This is a genomic window from Luteimonas sp. MC1572 (assembly GCF_016615815.1).
GTDB lineage: Bacteria > Pseudomonadota > Gammaproteobacteria > Xanthomonadales > Xanthomonadaceae > Luteimonas.
In genome coordinates, this window is record NZ_CP067112.1 from 1,614,878 (window position 1) to 1,639,247 (window position 24,370).

Consider the following 24,370-nt stretch of genomic DNA (forward strand, 5'->3'; position numbering starts at 1 on the left):
CGCGAATGCCCTCCCTCCCCCACGTTGCGGGGGAGGGAGATCCGCACTGGCCTCAGCCGGCGCTCGCCAGCTGGGCAAGCCTCCGGACCGCGACCGAGGCGGTCGGATAATCCAGCGTCTTCTGCGCCGCCAGTTCGGACAGCATGCCCAGCGTGAACTTCAACGCCGCATCGTCGCGGGCCAGCCACTGCGCGACCTTGGCGTCGGCGTCGCGGGCGGGCATCGACAACACCTGGCCCACCAGCGCGCGGTGCTGGGTCGCCAGCTCGTCGCGCAGCGCGCCGTGGGCCACCGCGTGCCAGCGGCCATCCACGACCAGGGCGTCGATCTGCTTGACCAGCCACGGCAGGTCGAGTGCATCGGCGAGGCGGAAGTGCACGCGGGCGACCTCCACCGGCTTGCGCTTGCGCTCGCGCGCCAGCTCGATGATGTCGGGGCTGGCCTCCAGGTACGGCAGGGCCGCGAGCTTGCCGCCGAGCTCGGCAGGCACGCCCTTGGCGCGCCAGTCGGCCAGCGACTGCTCATAGGCCGGGCGCTGCGCGGCGGTGAGGATGTCCTCGCCGGCGTAGATCGCCTGGAAGCCGTCGTGGTAACGCTCGACTGCGCTGGTGATGGTCGGCAGCGCACCCGGCCGCGCCAGCAGCCAGCGGGTGAAGGAACGCTGCAGCGCCCAGATCACCTGCAGGGCGTCGATCTGCACCGACTCGGCCACCTTGCCGTCGAGCGCGTCGATCTGCGCCCACAGCGAGCGCGCCTCGATGGTCTCGCGGGTCACGGTGAACGCCTTCGCGACCTCGGCCGGCGTGCGCCCGCTGTCTTCCTGCATGCGCAGCAGGAAGGTGGCGCCCATGCGGTTGATGGTCGAGTTGGTGACCGCGGTGGCGATGATCTCGCGCTTCAGGCGGTGCTGCTCCATGGCCTTGGCGTACTTGGCCTGCAGCGGCTGCGGGAAGTAGCGCTGCAGTTCGCGCGACAGGTAGGGATCCTCGGGAATGTCGGAATCCAGCAACTGCTCGAAGGCAACCAGCTTGGAGTACGACAGCAGGATGGCCAGCTCCGGGCGGGTCAAGCCCTGGTTGCGCGCCTTGCGCTCGGCGATCTCGGCATCGCTGGGCAGGAACTCGATCTGGCGGTCGAGGAGGCCCTGCGACTCGAGGGTGCGGATGAAGTGCTGCTTGGATCCCAGGCGCGGCACGCTCATCCGTTCCATCAGGCTCAGTGCCTGGTTCTGGCGGTAGTTGTCGTGCAGCACCAGGCCGGCGACCTCATCGGTCATCGCCTTGAGCAGCGTGTTGCGGTCGGCGATCTTGAGCTTGCCGGCCTGCACCTGCGCGTTGAGCAGGATCTTGATGTTCACCTCGTGGTCCGAGGTGTCCACGCCCGCCGAGTTGTCGATGAAGTCGGTGTTGAGGATGACGCCCGCCTGGGCCGCCTCGATGCGACCGCGCTGGGTCATGCCGAGGTTGCCGCCCTCGCCCACCACGCGGCAGCGCAGCTCGCCGCCGTTGACGCGGATGGCGTTGTTGGCGCGGTCGCCGACGTCGGCGTGGGTCTCGGTGGCGCCCTTGACGTAGGTGCCGATGCCGCCGTTCCAGAGCAGGTCGACCGGGGCCTTCAGCACCGCCGACATCAGCTCGTTCGGACTCATCGCGGTGACGCCTTCGGCAAGGCCCAGCGCGGTGCGCATCTCCGGCGATACCGGGATCGACTTCAGGCTGCGCGCGAACACGCCGCCACCCTTGCTGATCAGCGACTTGTCGTAATCGTCCCAGCTCGAGCGCGGCACCTTGAACAGGCGCTGGCGCTCCTTGTACGAACCCGCGGCGTCCGGATCCGGGTCCACGAAGATGTGGCGATGGTCCATCGCCGCCACCAAGCGGATGTGCTTCGACAGCAGCATGCCGTTGCCGAACACGTCGCCCGACATGTCGCCGATGCCGGCTACCGTGAAGCCCTGCGACTGGGTGTCATGCCCGAGCGCGCGGAAGTGGCGCTTGACCGACTCCCAGGCGCCGCGCGCGGTGATGCCCATGCCCTTGTGGTCGTAGCCGACGGAGCCGCCGGAGGCGAACGCGTCGTCGAGCCAGAACCCGTGCTCGCGCGCGATGCCGTTGGCGATGTCGGAGAACGTGGCCGTGCCCTTGTCGGCCGCGACCACGAGATAGGCGTCGTCGCCGTCATGGCGCACCACGTCCACCGGCGGCACCACCTTGCCTTCGACCAGGTTGTCGGTGACGTCGAGCAGGCCGTTGATGAACTGCTTGTAGCAGGCGACGCCCTCGGCCTGGATCGCGTCGCGATCACCGCCCACCGGAGGACGCTTGGCGATGAAGCCGCCCTTCGAACCGACCGGCACGATGACCGTGTTCTTGACCATCTGCGCCTTCACCAGGCCCAGCACCTCGGTGCGGAAGTCCTCGCGGCGGTCGGACCAGCGCAGGCCGCCGCGGGCCACCGGGCCATAGCGCAGGTGGATGCCCTCCACGCGCGGGCCGTAGACGAAGATCTCGCGGTACGGGCGCGGCTTGGGCAGGTCCGGGACGCGCGCGCAGTCGAACTTGAACGCGACGTAGTCCTTGGCCTCGCCGGCGGCATCGACCTGGTAGTAGCTGGTGCGCAGGGTGGCGTCGATCACGCCCATGAAGCTGCGCAGGATGCGGTCCTCGTCCAGGCTCGCGACGCGGTCGAGCAGGACCTTCAGCGCCGACAGGGTCGCCGCGTACTGGCTGTCGCGATCCTTCCTGCGCGCGTCGAGCACCGGCTGCACGAGCTTGCGGGCTTCGCCATCCGTACCGCACAGCACGTCGAAGTCGCCGCCCAGGCGCTCGATGCCGGCAGCCACCTCGGCCTTGCCCTCGCTGCCGGTGGCAGGATGGAAGCGTGCTTCGAACAGTTCGACCAGCAGGCGCGCGAGCAGCGGATAGCGGCCCAGGGTCTCTTCGACATAGGTCTGCGAGAACGGTACGCCGACCTGCAGCAGGTACTTGCAGTACGCGCGCAGCATGGCGACCTGGCGCCAGGCCAGGCCGGCACCGAGCACCAGGCGATTGAAACCGTCGTTCTCGGCGCTTCCGCGCCAGATCCGCGCGAACGCGTCCTCGAAATCGGCGGAACGCAGCGCAGCGCCGCCCTGCTGGGCCCCGGCATCGACCTCGAAGTCCTGCACGTAGAAGGCACGCGCACCGCGGCCTTCGGTCGCCGCGATCTCGAAGCGGTGGGGATGCTCGGCGATCACGCGCAGCCCCATGTTCTCCATCACCGGAAGCACGTCGGACAGCGGGATGTCGGCATCCTGGCGGTACAGCTTGAGCCGCAGCTGGCCCTCTCCAGGCTGGCTGTGCAGGGCGTGCGCCAGGCTCAGGCGCAGGTCGTCCGGCGCGGTCAGCGCGGCCAGGTGCTCGGCGTCATCGGCGGCCACCTCGGGCGTCGCGCGCTCGATGTACGCCGCCGGCAACGCGCGGCCGAAGGCGGAGGCCAGGGCCAGGCCCTCGGCCTCGCCAAGTCGGCCGACCAGGGTCTCGCGCAGGTCGTCCTGCCAGTTGCGCACGATCATCGCCAGGCGGCCCTCGAGGGCAGCCAGGTCGACATCGATGGCCTCGCCCGAGCGCGGCCGCACCAGCATGTGCAGCTGCGCCAGCGGCGACTGCCCCACCGAGACGCTGGTGTCGATGTGGTCGGTGTGCAGCGCGTCCTTGAGCATCGCTTCGATGCGCAGGCGGACCTCGGTGTTGAAGCGGTCGCGCGGGATATATACCAGCGCGGAGTAATAGCGGCCATAGCGGTCGCGACGCATGAACATGCGGCTGCGCACGCGCTCCTGCAGGCCGAGGATGCCGGTCGCCAGCCGGTACAGCTCGTCGGCGGAGGACTGGAACAGCTCGTCGCGCGGCAGCGTTTCCAGGATGTGCTTGAGCGCCTTGCCGCTGTGGCCGTCGGGCTCCAGGCCCGAGGCGCGCATGACATGGTCGTGGCGCTCACGGACCAGCGGGATGTCCCAGGGCCGCGAGCTGTAGGCGCTGGACGTGTACAGGCCGAGGAAGCGCTGCTCCGACACCGGCTTGCCGGCCTTGTCGAAGCCCAGCACGCCGACGTAGTCCATGTAGCCGGGGCGGTGCAGGGTCGAGCGCGCGTTGGTCTTGGTCAGGATCAGCGCGTCCACCGCGCCGGACTGCGGCAGTCGGGCCGCGGCAAGCGACTTCAACAGGCGCGGCTTGCCCACGTCACGGCTGCGCAGCAGCCCCAGGCCGCTGCCTTCGACCGCCTGCAGCACATCTTCCCCACCCTTCTTCACCACCTTGTATTCGCGGCAGCCGAAGAACGTGAAATGGTCGTCGGCGGCCCAGCGCAGGAAATCCTGCGCTTCGGCGCACTCCTCCGGCGTGATCGGCAACGCGCGCTTGCACAGGTCGTCGGCGACCTCGCGCATGCGCTCGCGCATCGGCACCCAGTCGGCCACGATCGCGCGCACATCCTCGAGCACGGCGCGCACCGCCGCTTCGATGCGCGCGGTGTCGCCCGCGCCCTGGCGGTCGATTTCCAGGTGCATCACCGACTCCGCGGCGCCCTCGCCCAGCGACAGCAGCTTGCCCGTCTTGTCGCGACGCACCTGCAGGACCGGGTGGCCGAGCACGTGCACGCCCACGCCGAGGTCGGCCAGCGCCATGGTCACCGAATCCACCAGGAACGGCATGTCGTCGTTCACGACCTGCAGCACGGTGTGCGCGGACTCCCAGCCATGCTGCGCCAGGGTCGGGTTGAACATCCGCACGCTGGCCGTGCCCGGCTTGCGCTTGCGCGCGAAGTCCAGGAAGTCGTTGGCCAGCGCGGCCCAGCCGTCGGCATCGTGCAGTGGCAGCTCGTCCTCGGTCAGGCGCAGGTAGAACGCGTTTGCGAAGGCGCTGGCGTCATCGGCGTTGGCCTTCCCGGCGCGCGTGCGGATCGCGGCGAAGATCGGATCAAGCAGCGAGCGCTCGTCGCGGCCAGCGGTGCGCTTGCCGGGGGCGGCGGATTTGCGGGTCATGGCGGTCTTCGAAGTGGTCATGTGGGTATCTGGATGCAATGAAGCCCGCGCTCTCGCGCGGGCCAGGGTGGCGGGTTCGGCAGCGCGACGTTGTGTCAGCGCAGCCCGGTTTCTTGCCTTGCGATCACCAGCCGCTGGATCTCGCTGGTGCCCTCGTAGATTTCAGTGATCTTTGCATCGCGGAAATAGCGCTCGAGCGGCATCTCCTTGGAATACCCCATGCCACCGTGGATCTGCACGGCCTGATGGGCGATCCACATCGCAGCCTCGGAGGCGGTGAGCTTGGCCACCGCGGCCTCGGTGGTGAAGCGCTTGCCCTGGCCCTTCAGCCAAGCCGCGCGCAGCGTGAGCAGCAGCGACGCGTCGAGCTTGCACTTCATGTCGGCGATCTTGGCCTGGGTCATCTGGAACGCGCCGATGGGCTGGCCGAACGCCTTGCGCTCCTTCACGTATTCCAGCGTCGCCTCGTAGGCGGCACGCCCGATGCCGATCGCCTGCGAGGCGATGCCGATGCGGCCGGCGTCGAGCACCCCCATGGCGATCTTGAATCCGTGGCCTTCCTCGCCGAGCACGTCGTCGGCGCCCGCCACGTAGTCCTGGAACTCGATCTCGCAGGTGGCCGAGGCGCGGATGCCGAGCTTGGGCTCGGTCTTGCCGCGATGGAAACCGGCGCGGTCGCCGTCGACCATGAACGCGGTGATGCCGCGCGCGCCCTTGTCAGGGTCGGTCATGGCGAACAGCACGAAGTACTTCGCCACCGGGCCGGACGTGATCCAGCTCTTCTTGCCGTTGATCACGTAGCTGCCGTCGGCCTGCTTCACGGCGCGGCAGCGCATCGCGGTGGCGTCGGAGCCCGACTGCGGCTCGGTGAGCGCGAACGCGCCGATCTCGCGGCCCTCGGCGATCGCCCGCACGTACAGCTGCTTCTGCGCTTCGGTACCGTGGGTCAGGATGCCGTTGCAGAACAGCGAGTTGTTGACCGACATGATGGTGGAGTGCGCGGCATCGGCGGCGGCGATCTCGATCATCGCCAGCACGTAGGCCACCGGGTCCATGCCCGCGCCGCCGTACTCGCCCGGCACCTCGATGCCCATCAGGCCGTTCTCGCCGAGCAGGCGCATGTTGTCGAGCGGGAACTCGCCGCTGTGGTCGAAACCCTCGGCGCTCGGCGCGATCTTTTCCTTCGCGATGCGCCGGGCCACGTCCTGGATCATCAACTGCTCTTCGGTAAGGCTGAAATCCACGCTCCGCTCCTGCTATGCGCCGCGCGAATGCAGCGGTCGCTCCGGTGCGCATTCTAGCCAGCCCGTCCGGCCGCGGCCATCGAACTCGCGCGCGTGAGCCGCTCGCTCTGACATCCCCTGCCGCACCCACGATCAACGCGCCCTCAACTTGACCCTGTGCGCGGCGCCGCAGACAATGCATCGCTATATCGCGATGGGGAGATACCGTGGATCTGGAAGCCTGGTCGAGCCACCTGAAAGTGCTCGCCGACCCCACCCGGGTGCGGCTGCTGGCCCTGCTCGATGGCGACGAGATGACCGTGGCCGAATTGTCCGCGATCACCCAGCTGGCGCAGCCGCGCGTGTCCACCCACCTCGCCCGCCTCAAGGAAGCCGGACTGGTGCGCGACCGGCGCGCCGGCGTGTCCGCCTATTACCGCTTCGACGAGGAGCGCCTGGATCCCGCGCAGCGCGCGCTCTGGGGCACGCTGCGCGACGGCAGCGACGACCCGCTGCTGCGACAGGACGCGGAGCGCGTGGCTGGCGTACTGGCGATGCGCGCCGCCGACCAGAACTGGGCGGATTCGGTGGCCGGCGACATGGAGCGCCACTACTCGCCGGGCCGCACCTGGGAAGCGATGGCCCGCGCGGCACTGCCCCTGCTCGAGACCGGCGACGTGCTCGACATCGCCTCCGGTGACGGCGTGCTTGCCGAGTTGCTGGCGCCGCACGCCAAGCGCTACGTGTGCATCGACGCCAGCCCGCGGGTGGTCGCCGCGGCGCGCGAGCGCCTGCGCCGCTACCGCAACGTGGAGGTGAGCGAGGCCGACATGCACGCGCTGCCGTTCGATGACGGCAGCTTCGACCTGGTGGTGCTGATGCATGCCCTCACCTATGCCGGCAAGCCGGCGGCGGCGGTCGCGGAATCCGCGCGCGTGCTGCGCAAGGGCGGGCGGCTGCTGCTGACCAGTCTCGCGCGCCATGAGCACCGCGGCGCGGTCGACGCCTTCGGCCACGTCAACCTCGGCTTCACCGACAAGGAGCTGAAGCGCTTCGTCGACAAGGCCGGCCTGTCGCTGCAGTCCTGCGAAACCGTCACCCGCGAAAAGCGCCCGCCGCATTTCGAAGTCATCTCGCTCATCGCAGGCAAGCCATGAACACCCTCCCCTGGCTCCACCCCGAACGCGTCGCGCTGCTCGAGTCCGCGCTCGCCAAGCGCATCCTGGTCATCGACGGCGCGATGGGCACCATGATCCAGCGCCATCGCCTGGAGGAAGCCGACTACCGCGGCGAGCGCTTCGCCGACGGCTTCGACCGCCTGCATCCCGGCGACGGCGCCAGCCACGACCTGAAAGGCAACAACGACCTGCTCACGCTGACCCGCCCCGACATCGTCGCCGGCGTGCACCAGGCGTACCTGGAGGCTGGCGCCGACCTGGTCGAGACCAACACCTTCAACGCCACCGCGGTCAGCCAGGCCGACTACCACCTGCAGCACCTCGTGCACGAATTGAACCGAGAGGGCGCGCGCCTGGCCCGCGCATGCTGCGACGCGGCCGAGGCGGCAACGCCCGACAAGCCGCGTTTCGTCATCGGCGTGCTCGGGCCGACCAGCCGCACCGCGTCGATCAGCCCCGATGTCAACGACCCCGGGTTCCGCAACACCAGCTTCGACGGCCTGCGCGAAACGTACCGCGACGCGATCGACGGCCTGATCGATGGCGGCGCGGACGCGCTGATGGTCGAGACCATCTTCGACACGCTCAACGCCAAGGCCGCGCTGTATGCGATCGAGGAAGCGTTCGACGCCCGCGGCGCGCGCCTGCCGGTGATGATCTCCGGGACCATCACCGACGCCTCCGGGCGCACGCTGTCCGGGCAGACCGCCGAGGCCTTCCACATCTCGGTCGCGCACGCGCGGCCGCTGTCGATCGGCCTGAACTGCGCGCTCGGCGCGAAGGAACTGCGTCCGCACATCGAGACGCTGGCCACCGTCGCCGACTGCCTGGTCAGCGCGCACCCCAACGCCGGCCTGCCGAACGCATTCGCCGAGTACGACGAGACACCCGAGGAGACCGCGGCGATGCTGGCGGAATTCGCCGGCGCCGGGCTGCTCAATCTGGTCGGCGGCTGCTGCGGCACCACGCCGGCGCACATCCGCGCGATCGCCGACGCCGTGGCCGGATTGCCACCGCGCCGCATCCCCGCGTTGCAGGAGCAGGCGGCATGAACACGCCCCGCTACACGCGACTGTCCGGCCTCGAGCCGCTGGTGATCACGCCCGAGCTGCTGTTCGTCAACGTCGGCGAGCGCACCAACGTCACCGGCAGCGCGCAGTTCAAGAAGCTCATCAAGGACGACCGCTACGAGGAGGCCGTGGAGGTCGCCCGCCAGCAGGTTGCCAGCGGCGCGCAGATCCTCGACGTCAACATGGACGAGGGCCTGATCGACTCGGCCAAGGCGATGACGCGCTTCCTCACCCTGATCGCGTCCGAGCCCGACATCGCGCGCATCCCGGTGATGGTCGACTCCTCGAAGTGGGAGGTGATCGAGGCCGGGCTCAAGTGCCTGCAGGGCAAGGGCGTGGTGAACTCGATCTCGCTCAAGGAGGGCGAGCAGGCGTTCATCGACCACGCCCGCAAGGTGGTGCGCTACGGCGCCGCCGCCGTGGTCATGGCCTTCGACGAGGATGGCCAGGCCGACACCTGCGCGCGCAAGGTCGCCATCTGCACGCGCGCCTACCGGATCCTGGTGGACCAGGTCGGGTTTCCGCCCGAGGACATCATCTTCGACCCCAACATCTTCGCCATCGCCACGGGTCTCGAGGAGCACGACAACTACGCGGTCGACTTCATCGAGGCGACGCGGATCATCAAGGCGACGCTGCCGCATTGCCACGTGTCGGGCGGCGTGTCCAACGTCTCGTTCTCGTTCCGCGGCAACGAAACGGTGCGCCAGGCCATCCACAGCGCGTTCCTGTACCACGCGATCGCCGCCGGCATGGACATGGGCATCGTCAACGCCGGCGCGCTGCCGATCTACGATGACCTCGACCCCGAACTGCGCGAGCACGTCGAGGACGTGATCCTCAACCGCCGCCCGGATTCCACCGAACGCCTGCTGGCGCTGGCCGAGCGCTACAAGGGCAGCAAGGGCCAGAGCAAGGCGCAAGACCTCGCCTGGCGCGGCAAGGACGTGCGCGCGCGCCTCAGCCACGCGCTGGTGCACGGCATCGACCAGTACGTCGAGATCGACACCGAGGAAGCGCGCCTGCTGTCCACGCGTCCGCTGGAGGTGATCGAAGGCCCGCTGATGGACGGCATGAACGTGGTCGGCGACCTGTTCGGCGCCGGCAAGATGTTCCTGCCGCAGGTGGTGAAGTCGGCGCGGGTGATGAAGAAGGCCGTTGCCTACCTGCTGCCGTTCATCGAAGCCGAGAAGCTGCGCACCGGCGATACCGGCAAGAACAACGGCAAGATCGTGATGGCCACGGTCAAGGGCGACGTCCACGACATCGGCAAGAACATCGTCGGCGTAGTGCTGGCCTGCAACAACTTCGAGGTCATCGACCTTGGCGTGATGGTGCCGGCGCAGAAGATCCTCGACACCGCGATCGCGGAGAACGCCGACCTGATCGGCGTTTCCGGCCTGATCACGCCGTCGCTCGAGGAGATGGGCCACGTGGCGCGCGAAATGCAGCGCCAGGGCATGACCATCCCGCTGATGATCGGCGGCGCCACCACTTCGCGCGCGCATACCGCGCTGAAGATCGACCCGTTCTACAAGTCGCCGACGATCTGGGTGAAGGACGCCTCGCGCGCGGTGGGCGTGGCGCAGTCGCTGATCTCCGGCGAGCTGCGCCAGGCGTTCGTCGCCGCCAACGAGGCCGACTACGCCGAGATCCGCGAGCGCCACCGCAACCGCGGCGACGCCAAGCGCCTGGTGTCGCTGGACAAGGCGCGCGCGCAGCGCTTCGACGGCGGCTGGGACAGCTACGTGCCGCCGGCGCCGGCCAAACCCGGCCTGACTGTGCTGGACGACTACCCGCTCGCCGAGCTGGTCGACATCATCGACTGGACGCCGTTCTTCCAGGCCTGGGAGCTGGCCGGACGCTACCCGGCCATCCTCACCGACGAGGTCGTGGGCGAAGCCGCGAGTGAGCTGTACCGCGATGCCCGCGAGATGCTCGACACGATCATCCGCGAGAAGTGGTTGACCGCGAAGGCGGTGTTCGGCCTGTGGCCGGCGAGCAGCATCGGCGACGACGTCGAGCTGCAGGTGGCGCCCGGCGAGACCACCATGCTGCATTTCCTCCGCCAGCAGGTCGACAAGCCGGTCGAACGCCCGGACTTCTGCCTCGCCGACTTCATCGCGCCCAAGCACAGCGGCGTGCAGGACTGGATGGGCATGTTCGCCGTCACCGCCGGCATCGGCATCGAGCCGCACCTGGAACGCTTCGCCGCCGGACATGACGACTACCGCAGCATCCTGCTGAAGTCGCTCGCCGACCGCCTGGCCGAAGCGCTGGCCGAGCACCTGCATCGCCGCGTGCGCACGGAACACTGGGGCTACGCCGCCGACGAGGCGCTGGACAACGACGCGTTGATCGCCGAGCGCTACCGCGGCGTGCGCCCGGCGCCGGGCTATCCGGCCTGCCCCGACCACAGCGAGAAGGTGGCGCTGTTCCGCCTGCTGGATGCCAACGCCAACGCAGGCATGGAGCTGACCGACGGCTTCGCGATGCTGCCGACCGCGGCGGTGTCCGGTTACTACTTCAGCCATCCCGACAGCCAGTATTTCGTGGTCGGCCGGTTGACCAAGGAGCAGGTGGCGGACTATGCCCGGCGCAAGGGCGTGCCGCTGGCGCAGGCCGAACGCTGGCTGGCGTCGAACCTCGACTACGACCCCGAGTGAAACCGCGCGCTTGAATGGATTGCCGATCGCGAGGCTGTCGAGCTTCTATTTCTTCTATTACGCAGCCCTCGGCGCGTTCACCCCGTACTGGAGCCTGTACCTGCAGTCGCGCGGCATGGGCATCACCGCGATCAGCGTGATGATGAGCCTGTGGTACGCCACCCGCGTGGTCGCGCCCAGCACCTGGGCCACGCTCGCCGCCGCGTCGCCGCGCCCGATCCGCTGGCTGCGCGCCGGCTGCGTGCTGACGGTGCTGGCGTTTGCCTGCTTCCTGCCTGGGCAGCCCACCTGGGCGATGTTCGTGGTGATGGTGGCGTTCTGCTTCTTCTACAACGCAGTGATGCCGCAGTTCGAGGCGATCACCCTCGGCCACCTGGGTGATGACAGCCATCGCTACGGCACGATCCGGGTCTGGGGCTCGATCGGCTTCATCCTGGTGACCGCCAGCTTCGGCTGGCTGATCGAACGCCACGGCGCCGGGAATCTGCCCTGGCTGATGCTGCCGCTGTTCGCGCTGATGGCCGCCAGCGCCTTTGCCAACCGCCAGCCGCACCTCGTCCACGTGCACAGCGAGGCCGGAAGTGGCTTCTGGCGCATCGTGCGCCAGCCGCAGGTACTGGCGTTCTTCGCCGCTGCATTCCTCGAACAGCTGTCGTTCGGCCCCTACTACACGTTCTTTTCGGTCTACATGGACGCCAACGGCTACGCGACCTCGACGCTGGGGTTGCTGTGGACGGTCGGCGTGGTGTTCGAGGTCGCGGTGTTCTTCTCCATCGCCGGGTTTTTCCGGCGCTGGGACGCGAGCTGGCTGCTGCTGCTGTCGATGGCCAGCGCGGTGCTGCGCTGGTGGGCCACCGCACTCTGGCCGGGCGACATGGCGGTGATGCTGGTCGCACAGGCCACGCACGCGTTGAGCTTCGCGGCGTTCTTCGCCGCGGCGATGCAGCTGCTGGCGCGTTTCTTCCCGGGCAAGCTCAACGGCCATGCCCAGGGGCTGTTCTACGGCTTCTCGTCGGGACTCGGTGGCGTGCTCGGCGCGCTCATCGCCGGCCAGCTGTGGCGCTTCGGCGACGGCCGCGTGGCGTTCCTCGCCGCCGGCGCGTTCGCGCTGGCGGGCACGGTCATCGCCTGGTGGTGGCTGGTGCCGCGCCGCGATGCAAGGCGCTGACCGCGAAGGCGCCGCTGCGCGGCGCGCCGGTTACCAGACCAGGTCGTCGGGCACCTGGTAGCGCGGGTCGGCATAGGGATCGTCGCCCGCCGGCGCAGCCGGGTCGACCTTGAGCGCGACCGCGGCCGGGTAGATCGCTTCCGCTTCGGCCATTACCGCGATGTCGACCAGCACGTAGCGGCCGTTGAGCTGCAGCACGCCGAGCTCGCCGGCATTGAGTGCCCGCAGCTGTTCCGCGGTGACGTGGACGCGCTTGATCTTGCCGCCGTAGTCGAAATGGCGGACGTGGTCGGCGTCGGCGGCATTCAGCGCCTTGCCCTCGAGCATGGCTGCAAGCTTCGCCAGCGCCTCGCGGCGCAGGCGTGCGGCTTCCTGCTTCTGGCGCTCGGCCTCGATGCGTTCGTCCTTCTCGCGCTGCGCGCGGATGGCATAGGCCTTGGCCAGGTCGATGTCGCCCTGGGCGCGGTTGCCACGCGGTTTCGCGGCGTCGTTCTGGCCTGGCCTGGCACCCGGCGGTCGCCCCGAACGCGGCTGCTGGCCGGGCCGGGCCTCGTTCCGCGCGCCCGGCTGGCCGCGACGCTCGCCCCGGCCCGCATCGCCTGGACGGCCTCCCGCAGCAGGCTTGCCGCCACGCGGCTGCGCTCCCGCGCCCGGGCGTTCGCTGCGCGGGCCGGTGTGCTTCGGACGGACGGGTTCGGGCGCGGGCTTGAAGCCCAGGCCCAGCAGCTGGTCTCGCAGGGAATCGGTCATGCTGGCTCAGTAATGCGGTGGAGGCGGCTCGATGCCGGGATCGCCGCCGGAACCGGGGCGCGAGGCCCGCAGCTCTTCCAGCGCCCCGCGCAGCGTCTCGCTGGTACGTGACAGTTCGATGCGCGCTGCGGAGAGCGCGTCGTTGAGTTCGTTCAACGCGTGCTCCTGGAACGCCACGCGCGTCTCCAGCTCCACCACGCGTGCTTCCAGATCGTGCGACACGTCTCAGCCCACGCGCAGCGAACGGCCGCGACCGATGCCGTAGTAGGCGATGCCGGCATCTTCGACGGCATCGGGCTGGTAGAGGTTGCGGCCGTCGAACAGCACGCGGTCGGCGAGCTGCGCATGCAGGGTGTCGAAATCGGCACCGCGGAACTGCTTCCACTCGGTGACCACGACCAGCGCATCGGCACCTTCGAGCGCCTCACCGGCCGATGCGCACAGCACCAGGTCCTCGCGCTCGCCGAAGATCCGCCGCGCCTCGTCGCTGGCCTCCGGGTCGTAGGCGCGCACGCGCGCTCCCGACGCCCAGAGCTGCGCCAGCAGGCGCCGGCTCGAGGCCTCGCGCATGTCGTCGGTGTCGGGCTTGAACGCCAGCCCCCACACCGCAAACGTCTTGCCGGCGATGCCGCCTGCGCCGTAGTGGCGCTGGACGAGTTCGTGCAGGTGGCCCTTCTGGCGCTCGTTGACCGCTTCCACGGCGTCCAGCAGCAGCGGCGCATGGCCGTGCTGCTGCGCGGTGCGCGCCAGCGCCTGCACGTCCTTGGGGAAGCAGGAACCGCCGTAACCGGCGCCGGGATAGATGAAGTGCCAGCCGATGCGCGGATCCGAGCCGATGCCCTTGCGCACCATCTCCACGTCGGCACCGACCTGCTCGGCGATGTTGGCGATCTCGTTCATGAAGCTGATCTTGGTCGCCAGCATCGCGTTCGCGGCGTACTTGGTCAGCTCGGCCGAGCGCACGTCCATGACCACGAAGCGGTCGCGGTTGCGGTTGAACGGCGCATACAGGCGCTTGAGCGTCTTTGCCGCGGCCGGGTTGTCGACGCCCAGGACGATGCGATCGGGACGCATGCAGTCCTCGACCGCGGCGCCCTCCTTCAGGAACTCGGGATTGGAGACCACGTCGAACGCGATGTCGGCGCCGCGCGCGGCGAGCGCCGCGGCGATCGTTTCACGGACGCGGTCGGCGGTGCCCACCGGCACCGTCGACTTGCCGACCACCACGGCCGGGCGTTCCAGGTACTGGCCGATGGTCCGCGCCACGGCCAGCACGTACTGCAGGTCGGCGCTGCCGTCCTCGTCCGGCGGCGTGCCGACCGCGATCAACACCACCTCGCCATGCGCGACCGCGAGTTCGGCATCGGTGGTGAAGCGCAGCCGGCCCGACGCGTGGTTGGACCGCACCAGCGGCTCCAGGCCGGGCTCGTAGATCGGGATGACACCCCGCTCCAGGCGCTCGACCTTGCCGGCGTCGACATCCACGCACACCACGTCGTGGCCCACCTCGGCAAGACACGTACCCGTGACCAGGCCGACATAGCCGGTGCCGAAGATGCTGACGCGCATGCCGGTTTACTCCGCCGGGGCGCCGAGGATCTCGAGCAGCTCGACCTCGAACACCAGGGTGCTGTTCGGGGCGATCGGGCCGCCGGGGGTGCCGGCTTCGCCGTAGCCCAGCGATGCCGGGATCCACAGCTTGTACTTGCTGCCCACCTGCATCAGCTGCAGGCCTTCCTGCCAGCCGGGGACGACCTGCGACAGCTGGAACGTGGCCGGCTCGCCGCGATCGTAGGAGCTGTCGAAAGTGGTGCCGTCGAGCAGCGCGCCCTTGTAATGCACGCTCACGCGGTCTTCGGGACCCGGCTTCGCGCCCGTGCCCGGCTGCAGCACCTGGTACTGCAGGCCCGACGCCGTGACCTGCACGCCCTCGACCTTGGCATTGCCGGCCAGGAACGCCTCGCCCTCGGCCAGGTTGGTGGTGGCCTTCTTGGCCGCCTCGGCCACCATCTTCGCCTGCATGCGCTGGCCGAAGGCCTCGAACACCGTGCGTGCCTGCTCTTCCGTCATCAGCGGATCCGTGCCGTCGACCTTGCTGCGCATGGCCTTGACCATGGAATCGAAATCGATCTCGTCCTTGATCTCCTCGAGCGACGCGCCGACCTGCAGGCCGATCGCATAGCCGGCCTGCTGCTTCTCGGTCTTCAGCCCCTTGATGTCGAGCGCGGCCGGCGCGGCATCGGCTGCGGCGGTCGCGCCGTCAGTGGCGGCCGCGTCCTTGTCGATCTTCTTGCAGGCACCCAGTGCGACCAGGAGCGAAGCGGCCAGCAGGCTGGTCGCGGCGACGCGTACGGCGTGGTTCATTCGATGTTTCCTCGGAGAGTTCGGGGGATGCGGGAAATGGGTCTGGCGACGCGGTCGCTCAGAGTACCTGCAGCAGCTCGACGTCGAACACCAGCGCGGAATTCGGCGGAATCGCGCCAGGCGAGCCGTTGCGGCCATAGGCGAGTTCGGCCGGAATCCAGAAGCGGTACTTGGCACCCACCGGCATCAGCTGCAGGCCCTCGGTCCAGCCGGCGATGACCTGGTTGAGGCCGAAAGTGGCCGGATCGTTGCGCTTGTAGGAGCTGTCGAACACGGTGCCGTCGAGCAGCGTGCCCTGGTAATGCACGCGCACACGCGAGTCGGCCATCGGCCGCTGGCCCGAGCCCTGGCGCAGCACCATGTACTGCAGCCCCGATGCGGTGCTCACCACGCCCTTGGCGGCCTTGTTGGTGGCGAGGAACGCCGCGCCCTCGGCGGCGCCCTTCTGCGCCGCGGCCTCGGATTCCAGGCGCATGCGTTCCTGCATGCGCTTGCCGAAGGCTTCGCGCAGCGATGCCTGTTCGGCCTCGGGAATCACCGGCGTGCCGCCGTCGAGCATGACCGCCAGGCCCTGTTCGAACATGGCGAGGTCGACCTCGTCCTTGATCGGCGCCAGCGAGCGGCCGACGTCGGCGCCGACCAGCAGGCCCACCTTGTCCTTGGCCACCTTGGGCGGCTCCGTGCCCGGGGCGACGCCCTGCATCGGCTGGCCGCTGCGCACGGCGACGCGCTGCATCAGCGCCGGGCCGATTTCGGCGGCCTCGGCTTCGGTCACCAGCGGCTTGCCGCCGGCGAACGCGTTGTCGATGGCGCGGCGGAACGCGGCGCGGTCGAGATCGGGGCCGACCTGTTCGATCGAGCGACCGACGTCCATGCCGATCAGATAGCTGTTCTTCTCGCGCTCGTTCGACGGCACCGTCTTCTCCTGGGCGTGTGCGGGTGCCTGTGACAGCACCGCGGCAATGGACAGCGCAGCCAGGCCGCGCAGCATGGAATTCATCCGGGGAAACTCCTGGGGACTTTGGCGCGCAACGCGCGACACGAAGCCCCCATTGTCACGGCCCGGGGCCGCCCGGGCAATCTCCCGGATGCCGCGGACGGACCCCTGTCGTCAGTTGGGGGGCCGAGCTTCGGCGGTGCTTGACGGCACGTGATCTGGTGTTATAGTTACATACAACACCGACTACCCAGAGCAGGACGTTCGCCATGAACCGCAAGCTCCGCGACACCCTGATCGCCCTGTCCACCTCCGGCCTGTTGCTGGTCGTCGGCCTGCTGGCGGGCAATCCGCAACCCGTCGACCCCCATCGCTCCGCGTCCGCCAAGCTCGCCGACGCCGCCAAGCTCGCCGACGCCGCCAACTGGACGGAAGGTGCCGAGACCGGCGCCGACCACGCCCTGCTGCCGGGCCTGCGACACGAAGCGCCGCGCCGGCGCGCCTCCGGTCATCGCAAGTTCGCGCTGCCCTACTTTTCGTTCGCGCAGAACACGCGCCGCGGCAGGAGCTGAACCATGACCGCCATCCAATGGAGCGACGGCGCTCCCATCTACCGCCAGCTGAAGGAAAAGGTCATCGCCATGATGCTCGACGGCCTGCTCAAGCCTGGCGACGCGCTGCCTTCGGTGCGCCAGGTCGCCGCCGAATACCAGCTCAACCCGATCACGGTCTCGCGCGCCTACCAGGAGCTCGCCGACGAAGCGCTTGTCGAAAAACGCAGGGGGCTTGGCATGTACGTCACCGAAGAAGCGTCAAAGAAGCTGCTGAAAAACGAACGCGAACGCTTCCTCACGGAAGAGTGGCCGCTGGTCCTGGAGCGGATCCAGCGTCTCGGCCTCGCCGCCAGCGACCTGCTGCCCCAGGGAGACAACGCATGAATGCCGTCGACACACCTGTCATCGAAGCCCGCGGCCTGCGCAAGTCCTACCGCGGCAAGCCGGCGCTGGACGGCACCAGCTTCAGCGTCGCCCCCGGCCGCATCGTCGGCCTGATCGGTCCCAACGGCGCCGGCAAGACCACCGCCCTCAAGGCGATGCTGGGCTTGGTCGGCTTCGAGGGCGACCTCAAGGTCCTCGGGCGTGACCCGCGCCACGACCGCGACGCGCTCATGAACGACGTCTGCTTCATCGCCGACGTCGCCGTGCTGCCGCGTTGGATGCGCGTGCGCGAGGCCATCGCCTTCGTCGAGGGCGTGCACCCGCGCTTCGATCGGGCCCGCTGCGAGCGCTTCCTGGCCAACACCAAACTCGACCCGAAGATGCGGGTGCGCGAGATGTCCAAGGGCATGATCGTGCAGCTGCACCTGGCCCTGGTGATGGCGATCGACGCGCGCCTGCTGGTGCTCGACGAGCCCACGCTCGGCCTCGACATCCTCTACCGCAAGGAGTTCTACCAGCGCCTCCTGGAGGACTACTTCGACGAGGAGAAGACCATCATCGTCACCACCCACCAGGTGGAGGAGATCGAGCACATCCTCACCGACGTGCTGTTCATCCGCGACGGCCGGATCGTCGTGGACGCGCCGATGGACGCGCTCGCCGAGCGCTTCACCGAGGTGCTGGTGGATGCCGGCCAGCTCGACGCCGCCCGCGCCGTCGCCCCCATCGAGGAGCGCGCCCTGCCCTTCGGCAAGACGGTGATGCTGTTCGACGGCGTCCCGCGCGCTTCGCTCACCGCCTTCGGCGAGACCCGCACCCCCGGCCTGGCCGACCTGTTCGTGGCCACCATGAAAGGAACCTACGCATGAACGCCCACGCCGACACCCTGCCGGTGGCGCGCACCCCGGCCCATCGCACCCATCGTTTCGCCCTCCTGCTGCGCCGCGAGTTCTGGGAGCACAAGGGCGGGTTCCTCTGGGCGCCGTTCATCGCCGGCGCGATCTCGCTGCTGCTGACGATGGTGTTCATCGTCATCGCCCACGTCGCCGCGAACCGGACCTCGTCCGACGCCAGGATCATGCTCGACGACGGGTCCTCGATGTCGATCAACGGCCTGGACCTTGGGGTCCTGACATCGCAATTGAGCGCGCAGGACAAGCTGCAGCTCGCCAACGGCATCGACGTGACCATGCTGCTGTCGTCCAGCTGGCCGTTCATCGTGCTGGCGTTCGTGATGTTCTTCTACTGCCTGGGCGCGCTGTACGACGAGCGCAAGGACCGCAGCGTGCTGTTCTGGAAGTCGCTGCCGGTGTCGGATGGCGAGACGGTGCTGTCGAAGGTCGTCAGCGTGGCGCTGGTGGCGCCGCTGCTGGCCACGCTCGCCGCGATCGCCACGATGCTCGCCTTCCTCGCCATGCTGAGCGTGGTGGTGATGTTCCACGGCGGCAACGCCTGGGAGCTGATCTGGGGGCCGGGCAGTCCCGCCCTGATCGCGGTCCAGCTGCTGGCGGCAATCCCGGTCTACGCGGTGTGGGCGCTGCCGACCATCGGCTGGCTGATGCTGTGTTCCGTGTGGTCGCGCAGCAAGCCGTTCCTGTGGGCGCTGATGGTCCCGGTCCTGTCCGGCACCTTTGTCTCCATGTTCGGCGTGATGCGCCTGTTCAACGCCGACGCCAGCTGGTTCTGGGGCCACGTGGTGGCACGCATGCTGCTGGGCGTGGTGCCGCTCACGCCGATGGACATCGCCCGGCTGGACGGCGCGGATCTCGATGGCCCCGGCGGCATGTCGCTGCTGCTTGGCGTGCCCCAGGTGTATTCCAACCTGCTGTCACCCTCCATGTGGATCGGCGCCGCGGCGGGCATCGCGATGCTGTACGCCGCCACCCGCCTGCGCCGCTGGCGCGACGACGGCTGATCGACGGCCGCTGCGCCCTCATTCGTTGCCGTGGATGCCGCCACGGGTGAGGGCCAGCGGATCGAGCAGCGCGCGCAGGCGCGCTTCCGGCATCCCGGTGGCTTCGATCGCCACCTCCAGCACAGGCCTGCCCTCGCGGTAGGCCTGTTTTGCGATGGCCGCGGCCTTTTCATACCCGATCACCGGGTTGAGGGCGGTCACCAGGATGGGATTGCGGCCAAGGGCGGCATCGACCACGTCGCGACGCACCTTGAGCCCGGCGATGCTGCGATCCGCCAGCAGCCGCGACACGTTGGCCAGCAGGCCGATCGACTCAAGCAGGTTGCTCGCCACCAGCGGCAGGGTGACGTTCAACTGGAAGTTGCCGGTCTGCCCGGCAATCGAGATCGCGACGTGATGGCCCATCACCTGCGCGCAGACCATCACCGTCGCTTCGGCGAGCACCGGGTTGACCTTGCCGGGCATGATCGAACTGCCCGGCTGCAGCGCCGGCAGCTCGATCTCGCCCAGTCCGGCCAGCGGCCCGGCATTCATCCAGCGCAGGTCGTTTGCGATCTTCATCAGCGCCACCGCCAGCGCGTTGAGCTGGCCGGACAGCTCCACCGCGTCGTCCTGGGACGCGATGCCTTCGAACTTGTCGGCGGCGGACTCGAACTTCGTCTTCGTCGCCTGCGACAAGGCCTTGGCCATCTCGCGCCCGAAGCGCGGATCGGCGTTGATGCCGGTGCCGATCGCGGTGCCGCCAATGGGCAGCCGGCGCAGGCGTGCGAGGCAATCCTTCAGCCGCGCCTCCGCGGACGCGAGCTGCGCCGACCAGGCGCCGAATTCCTGCGCGAAGGTCAGCGGCATGGCGTCCATGAGGTGCGTGCGCCCGGTCTTGACGACCTTGCCGAGCGCCCGGCCGCGCCGGTCGATGGTGCGCCGCAGGTGCGCGACCGCCGGCAGCAGGTCCTCCACCACCGCCAGCTGCGCGCTCACACGCAGCGCGGTCGGGATCACGTCATTGGAACTCTGACCGAGGTTCACCTGGTCGTTGGCGTGCACGGCGCGACCGAGCGCGCGCCCGGCCAGGGTGGCGATCACCTCGTTGGCATTCATGTTCGACGAGGTGCCGGAGCCGGTCTGGTAGATGTCGACCGGGAAGTGGGCGTCGTGTTGCCCGGCGGCGACCTCCCTGGCGGCGCGCGCGATACCGCGGGCGATGCCCTTCGGCAGCAGCCCGAAGCCGGCATTCACCTCCGCCGCGGCGCCCTTCACCAGCCCGAGCGCGCGGATGAAGCCGCGCGGCATCGGCCGTCCGCTGATCGGGAAATTGTCGACCGCGCGCTGCGTCTGCGCGCCCCACAGGGCGTCGGCGGGCACCTGCAGCTCGCCCATGCTGTCGTGCTCGGTCCTGGACTCGTGTCGCGCCATGGTGGTGACCCGCTGCCGGTGTGGTCGCGCGAGCATACGCCGCGCCTCGCGATGCCCGCGTCCAGCACACGCCGTGCTGCAGGGCCGCGGAGCGGCGCGGCGGGTAGAATGTGCGCCCTCGCCCGCTTGCAGCCGCCATGCCCGCCCTCGACCCCCTGCTTGCCCTGTCCCCGCTCGACGGCCGCTACGCCGGCAAGGTCGACGCGCTGCGCCCGATCTTCTCCGAGTTCGGGCTGATCCACGCCCGCGTGCGGGTCGAAGTGGAGTGGCTGCTGGCGCTGGCCGCCGAGCCGGGCATCACCGAGCTGCCTGCGTTCGATGCCGCCGCGGCCGCGCGCCTGCGCGCGCTGGCCGACAGGTTCTCGGTCGCCGACGCCGCGCGGGTCAAGGACATCGAACGCACCACCAACCACGACGTCAAGGCGGTCGAATACTTCATCAAGGAGCGTCTCGGCGATGACGCCGCGCTGGGACCGGCGCTCGAGTTCGTGCATTTCGCCTGCACCAGCGAGGACATCAACAACCTGTCCTACGCGCTGATGCTGCGCCAGGCCCGCAGCGACGTGCTGCTGCCGGCGCTGGCCGCGGTCACCGCCACGCTGCGCGACATGGCCCACGCCCACGCCGACCTGCCGATGCTGTCGCGCACCCACGGCCAGACCGCGTCACCGACCACGGTGGGCAAGGAACTGGCGAACGTCGTGGCGCGCCTCGACCGCCAGGCGGCGCAGCTCGCGGCGGTGTCCCTGAGCGGCAAGGCCAACGGCGCGGTCGGCAACTACAACGCGCACGTGGCGGCCTATCCCGACGTCGACTGGCCGGCGTTCTCGCGCCGCTTCGTGGAATCGCTGGGGCTGGACTTCAACCCGTACACCACGCAGATCGAACCGCACGACTGCATCGCCGAGATCGCCGACGCGCAGAAGCGCATCGCCACCATCTGCATCGACCTGTGCCGCGACGTGTGGGGCTACATCTCGCTCGGCTACTTCAGGCAGGCGGTCAAGGCCGGCGAAGTCGGCAGCTCGACCATGCCGCACAAGGTCAACCCGATCGATTTCGAGAACGCCGAGGGCAACTTCGGCATCAGCGTGGCGCTGCTGGAGCACTTCGCCGCCAAGCTGCCGGTCAGCCGCTGGCAGCGCGACCTCACCGATTCCACGGTGCTGCGCGCGCTGGGCACCGCGTTCGGCCATGCACTGGTCGGATTCGACGCCCTCGGCCGCGGCCTTGGCAAGCTCAGCGCCAATCCCGAGCGCCTCGCCGCCGACCTCGATGGCGCCTGGGAAGTGCTGGCCGAAGCCGTGCAGACGGTCATGCGCCGCCATGGCCTTCCCAGCCCCTACGAACAACTCAAGGCGCTGACCCGCGGCCAGGGGATCAATGCCGCGTCGATGCGCGCGTTCATCGCCAGCCTCGACCTGCCCGAAGACGACCGCCGCCGCCTGCTCGACATGACCCCGGGCAGCTACACCGGCCTTGCCGCCGACCAGGCGCGCGCGGTCTGAACCCGACCGCACGCCCCGCCTCCACGGAGCCCGCACACATGGCCGCATCCCGCGCCAAACCCCTCCCTTTCGAAGTCCATGGCAAGCCCGGCCGCCTGCTGGGCATGCCCCCCCGCGCGTTCCTGCGCGACTACTGGCAGAAACGCCCGCTGCTGATCCGCGGCGCGTTCCCCGGCTACACCTCGCCGGTCGAGCCCGACGACCTCGCCGGACTGGCCTGCGAGGACGGCGTGCTCGCGCGCCTGATCCAGCACGACCGCGCCAGTGACGGCTGGACCGTGCGCAGCGGACCTTTCCCCGAAGAACTGTTCCCGGGCCTCGGCGATCGCGACTGGACCCTGCTGGTGCAGGACATGGACAAGTGGGATCCGGACATCGCCGCGCTGGTCGATGCCTTCGATTTCCTGCCGCGCTGGCGGATCGACGACGTGATGGTCAGCTTCGCCGCCACCGGCGGCTCGGTCGGCGCGCACGTCGACCAGTACGACGTGTTCCTGCTGCAGGCCCAGGGCCATCGCCGCTGGCAGATCGACGCCGGCGACGCGATGGGCCACGGCGTGCCGGCGATGGCATTCCGCGACGACGTCGAGTTGAAGCTGCTGCGCGAGTTCGTGCCCACCCACGACTGGGTGCTGGCACCCGGCGACATGCTCTACCTGCCGCCGAACGTGCCGCACAACGGCGTGGCCGAGGATCCCTGCCTGACCTTCTCGCTCGGCATGCGCGCGCCGGCCACCGCCGAGCTGATGGGGGATTACATCGATACCCTCGCCGCCGAGGCCGACGAGTCGCTGCGCTACACCGATCCCGACCTTGCCCCGCCGCGTGACGCCAACGAGATCGACGCCACGGCGATGGGACGCGTGGTCGAGGCGCTGAACGCGATCCGCATGGCCGACGCCGATGCGCTCGGCGACTGGTTCGGGCGCTTCATCACCACCTACCGCAGCGCGGCAGGCCCGGGCCTGCCCGAGTCGCCTGCGCGCTCGCGGATCGAGGTGGAATGGGACCTGCAGCAGGGTGCGGTACTGGTGCGCCATCCGTGGACGCGCGTGGCATGGCGGCGCGCCAGGCGCGGCGCCAGCCTCTATATCGCCGGACACTGCCACGCGCTGCCGGTGCGCGACGCGCAGCGCCTGTCCGCGGCCGCGGTGCTCGACGCCACCACCTACGCTGCATTGTCCGAGGCCGCGCGCGACTGCGTCATGGCGCTGGTCACCGAAGGGCATTACCGCCTGGACATGGACGATGACGGGGACACGCCTTGAGCGGGACATCGATATTCCGCGTCGACATCGTCGGCTGGGATGACGCCGGCGCCGCGCTCTCGGGCGTCCGCAGCGCCGTATTCGTCGACGAACTGGGCATTGCCGCGGAGCTCGAGAACGATGGCCAGGACGCGCGCTGCTGGCATGTGCAGGCGCGCGACCAGCACGGCTGCACCATCGGTGCGGGGCGGCTGGACCCGGATGGCCGGATCGGGCGCATGGCCGTGCTCCCCGCGTGGCGCGACCGCGGCGTGGGCAACGCCATGCTGCAGGCGCTGCTCCGCCAGGCGCGCAGCGCCGGGCGCGGCGACGTGTTCCTGCACGCCCAGGTCGATGCGGCGCCGTTCTACCAGCGCAACGGCTTCACGGCCGAGGGCCCGCGCTTCACCGAGGCCGGCATCACGCATCAGACCATGCGCCTGGCGTTCGACCACGCGCAGTCGATCAGCGACCGCGAGGGAGCCGTGGCGATCACCTCGGTGCTGGTGGCTTCGGCGCGCCGGCGCCTGCGCATCCTCACCCGCGCGCTCGACCCCGGGCTGTACGACGACCCGCGCGTGCTGGCCGCGCTGCGCAGCCTGGCCACCGGCACCAGCGGCGTCGAGGTGCAGGTGCTGCTGTTCGATGCCGGGGCCGCGCAGCGCGCCCATTCCCCGCTGCTCGCCTTGGCCCAGCGCCTGCCGAGCGTGTTCGCGTTCCGCGAGCTCGAGGATCCGGTGGACCGCGCCCGTGCCGATGCGTTCATCGTCAACGACGCCGGCGGCTACTACCACCGCGGACTGGGCCACCGCTTCGACGGCGAGGCGCAACGCGAAGGCGCGGGCCGTGCCCGCCAGCTGGCCGAAGCCTTCGACCCGGTGTGGGAACGCTCGCGGCCCTGCGGCGAGTTGCGCGCGCTGGGGCTCTGAAGACAGATGCCGCCAGCATGGTCGAACGCGTTGCCAGCGTTGGC

Annotated in this window: 19 protein-coding genes; 11 read left to right on the forward strand and 8 right to left on the reverse strand. The window is 69.4% G+C overall.

Annotated elements, in window-relative coordinates; genetic code table 11:
* Nucleotides 1-52: 52 nt before the first annotated feature.
* On the reverse strand, nucleotides 53-5,020 hold the full coding sequence (locus JGR64_RS07335) for an NAD-glutamate dehydrogenase domain-containing protein (protein ID WP_233348105.1): 4,968 nt from the start codon (nucleotides 5,018-5,020) through the stop codon (nucleotides 53-55).
* A 95-nt stretch (nucleotides 5,021-5,115) separates the two neighbouring features.
* The gene (locus tag JGR64_RS07340) at nucleotides 5,116-6,264 is read right to left on the reverse strand and encodes an acyl-CoA dehydrogenase family protein (protein WP_199372726.1); all 1,149 of its coding nucleotides are present in this window, start codon (nucleotides 6,262-6,264) and stop codon (nucleotides 5,116-5,118) included.
* A gap of 206 nt (nucleotides 6,265-6,470) precedes the next feature.
* Between JGR64_RS07340 and JGR64_RS07345 the strand changes: the two genes are divergently transcribed.
* The 4 genes from JGR64_RS07345 to JGR64_RS07360 are packed head-to-tail and all read left to right on the forward strand — an operon-like array spanning nucleotide 6,471 to nucleotide 12,325.
* Nucleotides 6,471-7,400, forward strand: coding sequence for a metalloregulator ArsR/SmtB family transcription factor (locus JGR64_RS07345; protein WP_199372727.1), 930 nt, complete (start codon nucleotides 6,471-6,473; stop codon nucleotides 7,398-7,400).
* The gene (locus JGR64_RS07350; RefSeq protein WP_199372728.1) at nucleotides 7,397-8,473 is read left to right on the forward strand and encodes a homocysteine S-methyltransferase family protein; all 1,077 of its coding nucleotides are present in this window, start codon (nucleotides 7,397-7,399) and stop codon (nucleotides 8,471-8,473) included. Before JGR64_RS07345 ends, JGR64_RS07350 begins: the two co-directional genes overlap by 4 nt.
* A complete protein-coding gene (gene metH / locus JGR64_RS07355; protein ID WP_199372729.1) occupies nucleotides 8,470-11,157 on the forward strand; it encodes a methionine synthase in 2,688 nt (895 codons plus the stop codon). Before JGR64_RS07350 ends, metH begins: the two co-directional genes overlap by 4 nt.
* A 10-nt stretch (nucleotides 11,158-11,167) precedes the next feature.
* On the forward strand, nucleotides 11,168-12,325 hold the full coding sequence (locus tag JGR64_RS07360; protein ID WP_233348003.1) for an MFS transporter: 1,158 nt from the start codon (nucleotides 11,168-11,170) through the stop codon (nucleotides 12,323-12,325).
* Nucleotides 12,326-12,355: 30 nt separating this feature from the next.
* On the opposite strand, the gene JGR64_RS07365 is transcribed toward JGR64_RS07360, so the two are convergent.
* Genes JGR64_RS07365 through JGR64_RS07385 form a run of 5 tightly spaced genes read right to left on the reverse strand, consistent with a single transcriptional unit; the run spans nucleotide 12,356 to nucleotide 16,439 of the window.
* Nucleotides 12,356-13,075, reverse strand: a complete 720-nt coding sequence (locus JGR64_RS07365; RefSeq protein ID WP_199372731.1) for a DUF2058 family protein — start codon at nucleotides 13,073-13,075, stop codon at nucleotides 12,356-12,358.
* Between the two features lie 6 nt (nucleotides 13,076-13,081).
* Nucleotides 13,082-13,297, reverse strand: a complete 216-nt coding sequence (locus JGR64_RS07370) for a SlyX family protein (protein WP_199372732.1) — start codon at nucleotides 13,295-13,297, stop codon at nucleotides 13,082-13,084.
* A 3-nt stretch (nucleotides 13,298-13,300) separates the two neighbouring features.
* Nucleotides 13,301-14,644: a UDP-glucose/GDP-mannose dehydrogenase family protein gene (locus tag JGR64_RS07375; RefSeq protein ID WP_199372733.1), complete on the reverse strand. Its 1,344-nt coding sequence runs from the start codon at nucleotides 14,642-14,644 to the stop codon at nucleotides 13,301-13,303.
* A gap of 6 nt (nucleotides 14,645-14,650) precedes the next feature.
* On the reverse strand, nucleotides 14,651-15,439 hold the full coding sequence (locus JGR64_RS07380; RefSeq protein WP_199372734.1) for an FKBP-type peptidyl-prolyl cis-trans isomerase: 789 nt from the start codon (nucleotides 15,437-15,439) through the stop codon (nucleotides 14,651-14,653).
* Nucleotides 15,440-15,497: 58 nt separating this feature from the next.
* A complete protein-coding gene (locus JGR64_RS07385; protein WP_199372735.1) occupies nucleotides 15,498-16,439 on the reverse strand; it encodes an FKBP-type peptidyl-prolyl cis-trans isomerase in 942 nt (313 codons plus the stop codon).
* 206 nt (nucleotides 16,440-16,645) lie between these two features.
* On the opposite strand from JGR64_RS07385, the gene JGR64_RS07390 reads away from it, so the two are divergent.
* From JGR64_RS07390 to JGR64_RS07405, 4 genes are read left to right on the forward strand one after another with little or no spacing between them, the layout of a single operon-like run.
* The gene (locus JGR64_RS07390; protein ID WP_199372736.1) at nucleotides 16,646-16,948 is read left to right on the forward strand and encodes a hypothetical protein; all 303 of its coding nucleotides are present in this window, start codon (nucleotides 16,646-16,648) and stop codon (nucleotides 16,946-16,948) included.
* 3 nt (nucleotides 16,949-16,951) lie between these two features.
* Entirely contained in the window at nucleotides 16,952-17,314 is a 363-nt protein-coding gene (locus tag JGR64_RS07395; RefSeq protein WP_199372737.1) for a GntR family transcriptional regulator, read from the forward strand.
* Nucleotides 17,311-18,183: an ABC transporter ATP-binding protein gene (locus tag JGR64_RS07400; RefSeq protein WP_199372738.1), complete on the forward strand. Its 873-nt coding sequence runs from the start codon at nucleotides 17,311-17,313 to the stop codon at nucleotides 18,181-18,183. The genes JGR64_RS07395 and JGR64_RS07400 overlap by 4 nt, the downstream gene beginning before the upstream one ends.
* Nucleotides 18,180-19,229 carry a hypothetical protein gene (locus tag JGR64_RS07405; protein ID WP_233348004.1) on the forward strand — a complete coding sequence of 350 codons (1,050 nt, stop codon included), beginning with the start codon at nucleotides 18,180-18,182 and terminating at the stop codon, nucleotides 19,227-19,229. Before JGR64_RS07400 ends, JGR64_RS07405 begins: the two co-directional genes overlap by 4 nt.
* An 18-nt stretch (nucleotides 19,230-19,247) precedes the next feature.
* Here JGR64_RS07405 and JGR64_RS07410 read toward each other — a convergent pair whose 3' ends face one another.
* Nucleotides 19,248-20,642 carry a class II fumarate hydratase gene (locus tag JGR64_RS07410; RefSeq protein WP_199372739.1) on the reverse strand — a complete coding sequence of 465 codons (1,395 nt, stop codon included), beginning with the start codon at nucleotides 20,640-20,642 and terminating at the stop codon, nucleotides 19,248-19,250.
* A gap of 137 nt (nucleotides 20,643-20,779) precedes the next feature.
* Between JGR64_RS07410 and purB the strand changes: the two genes are divergently transcribed.
* Genes purB through JGR64_RS07425 form a run of 3 tightly spaced genes read left to right on the forward strand, consistent with a single transcriptional unit; the run spans nucleotide 20,780 to nucleotide 24,326 of the window.
* Entirely contained in the window at nucleotides 20,780-22,150 is a 1,371-nt protein-coding gene (gene purB / locus JGR64_RS07415) for an adenylosuccinate lyase (RefSeq protein WP_199372740.1), read from the forward strand.
* A 38-nt stretch (nucleotides 22,151-22,188) separates the two neighbouring features.
* Nucleotides 22,189-23,418: a cupin domain-containing protein gene (locus JGR64_RS07420; RefSeq protein WP_199372741.1), complete on the forward strand. Its 1,230-nt coding sequence runs from the start codon at nucleotides 22,189-22,191 to the stop codon at nucleotides 23,416-23,418.
* Nucleotides 23,415-24,326 carry a GNAT family N-acetyltransferase gene (locus tag JGR64_RS07425; RefSeq protein WP_199372742.1) on the forward strand — a complete coding sequence of 304 codons (912 nt, stop codon included), beginning with the start codon at nucleotides 23,415-23,417 and terminating at the stop codon, nucleotides 24,324-24,326. The genes JGR64_RS07420 and JGR64_RS07425 overlap by 4 nt, the downstream gene beginning before the upstream one ends.
* Nucleotides 24,327-24,370 lie beyond the last annotated feature (44 nt).

What these genes read in the sequence shown, in the direction of transcription:
- JGR64_RS07420 (WP_199372741.1), top strand. Translation starts at nt 22,189, where the DNA reads ATGGCCGCATCCCGCGCCAAACCCCTCCCTTTCGAAGTCCATGGCAAG.
- JGR64_RS07375 (WP_199372733.1), bottom strand. Translation starts at nt 14,644, where the DNA reads ATGCGCGTCAGCATCTTCGGCACCGGCTATGTCGGCCTGGTCACGGGT.
- JGR64_RS07390 (WP_199372736.1), top strand. Translation starts at nt 16,646, where the DNA reads ATGAACCGCAAGCTCCGCGACACCCTGATCGCCCTGTCCACCTCCGGC.
- JGR64_RS07395 (WP_199372737.1), top strand. Translation starts at nt 16,952, where the DNA reads ATGACCGCCATCCAATGGAGCGACGGCGCTCCCATCTACCGCCAGCTG.
- JGR64_RS07380 (WP_199372734.1), bottom strand. Translation starts at nt 15,439, where the DNA reads ATGAACCACGCCGTACGCGTCGCCGCGACCAGCCTGCTGGCCGCTTCG.
- purB (WP_199372740.1), top strand. Translation starts at nt 20,780, where the DNA reads ATGCCCGCCCTCGACCCCCTGCTTGCCCTGTCCCCGCTCGACGGCCGC.
- JGR64_RS07405 (WP_233348004.1), top strand. Translation starts at nt 18,180, where the DNA reads ATGAACGCCCACGCCGACACCCTGCCGGTGGCGCGCACCCCGGCCCAT.
- JGR64_RS07400 (WP_199372738.1), top strand. Translation starts at nt 17,311, where the DNA reads ATGAATGCCGTCGACACACCTGTCATCGAAGCCCGCGGCCTGCGCAAG.
- JGR64_RS07365 (WP_199372731.1), bottom strand. Translation starts at nt 13,075, where the DNA reads ATGACCGATTCCCTGCGAGACCAGCTGCTGGGCCTGGGCTTCAAGCCC.
- JGR64_RS07350 (WP_199372728.1), top strand. Translation starts at nt 7,397, where the DNA reads ATGAACACCCTCCCCTGGCTCCACCCCGAACGCGTCGCGCTGCTCGAG.
- JGR64_RS07385 (WP_199372735.1), bottom strand. Translation starts at nt 16,439, where the DNA reads ATGAATTCCATGCTGCGCGGCCTGGCTGCGCTGTCCATTGCCGCGGTG.
- JGR64_RS07410 (WP_199372739.1), bottom strand. Translation starts at nt 20,642, where the DNA reads ATGGCGCGACACGAGTCCAGGACCGAGCACGACAGCATGGGCGAGCTG.
- JGR64_RS07335 (WP_233348105.1), bottom strand. Translation starts at nt 5,020, where the DNA reads ATGACCCGCAAATCCGCCGCCCCCGGCAAGCGCACCGCTGGCCGCGAC.
- metH (WP_199372729.1), top strand. Translation starts at nt 8,470, where the DNA reads ATGAACACGCCCCGCTACACGCGACTGTCCGGCCTCGAGCCGCTGGTG.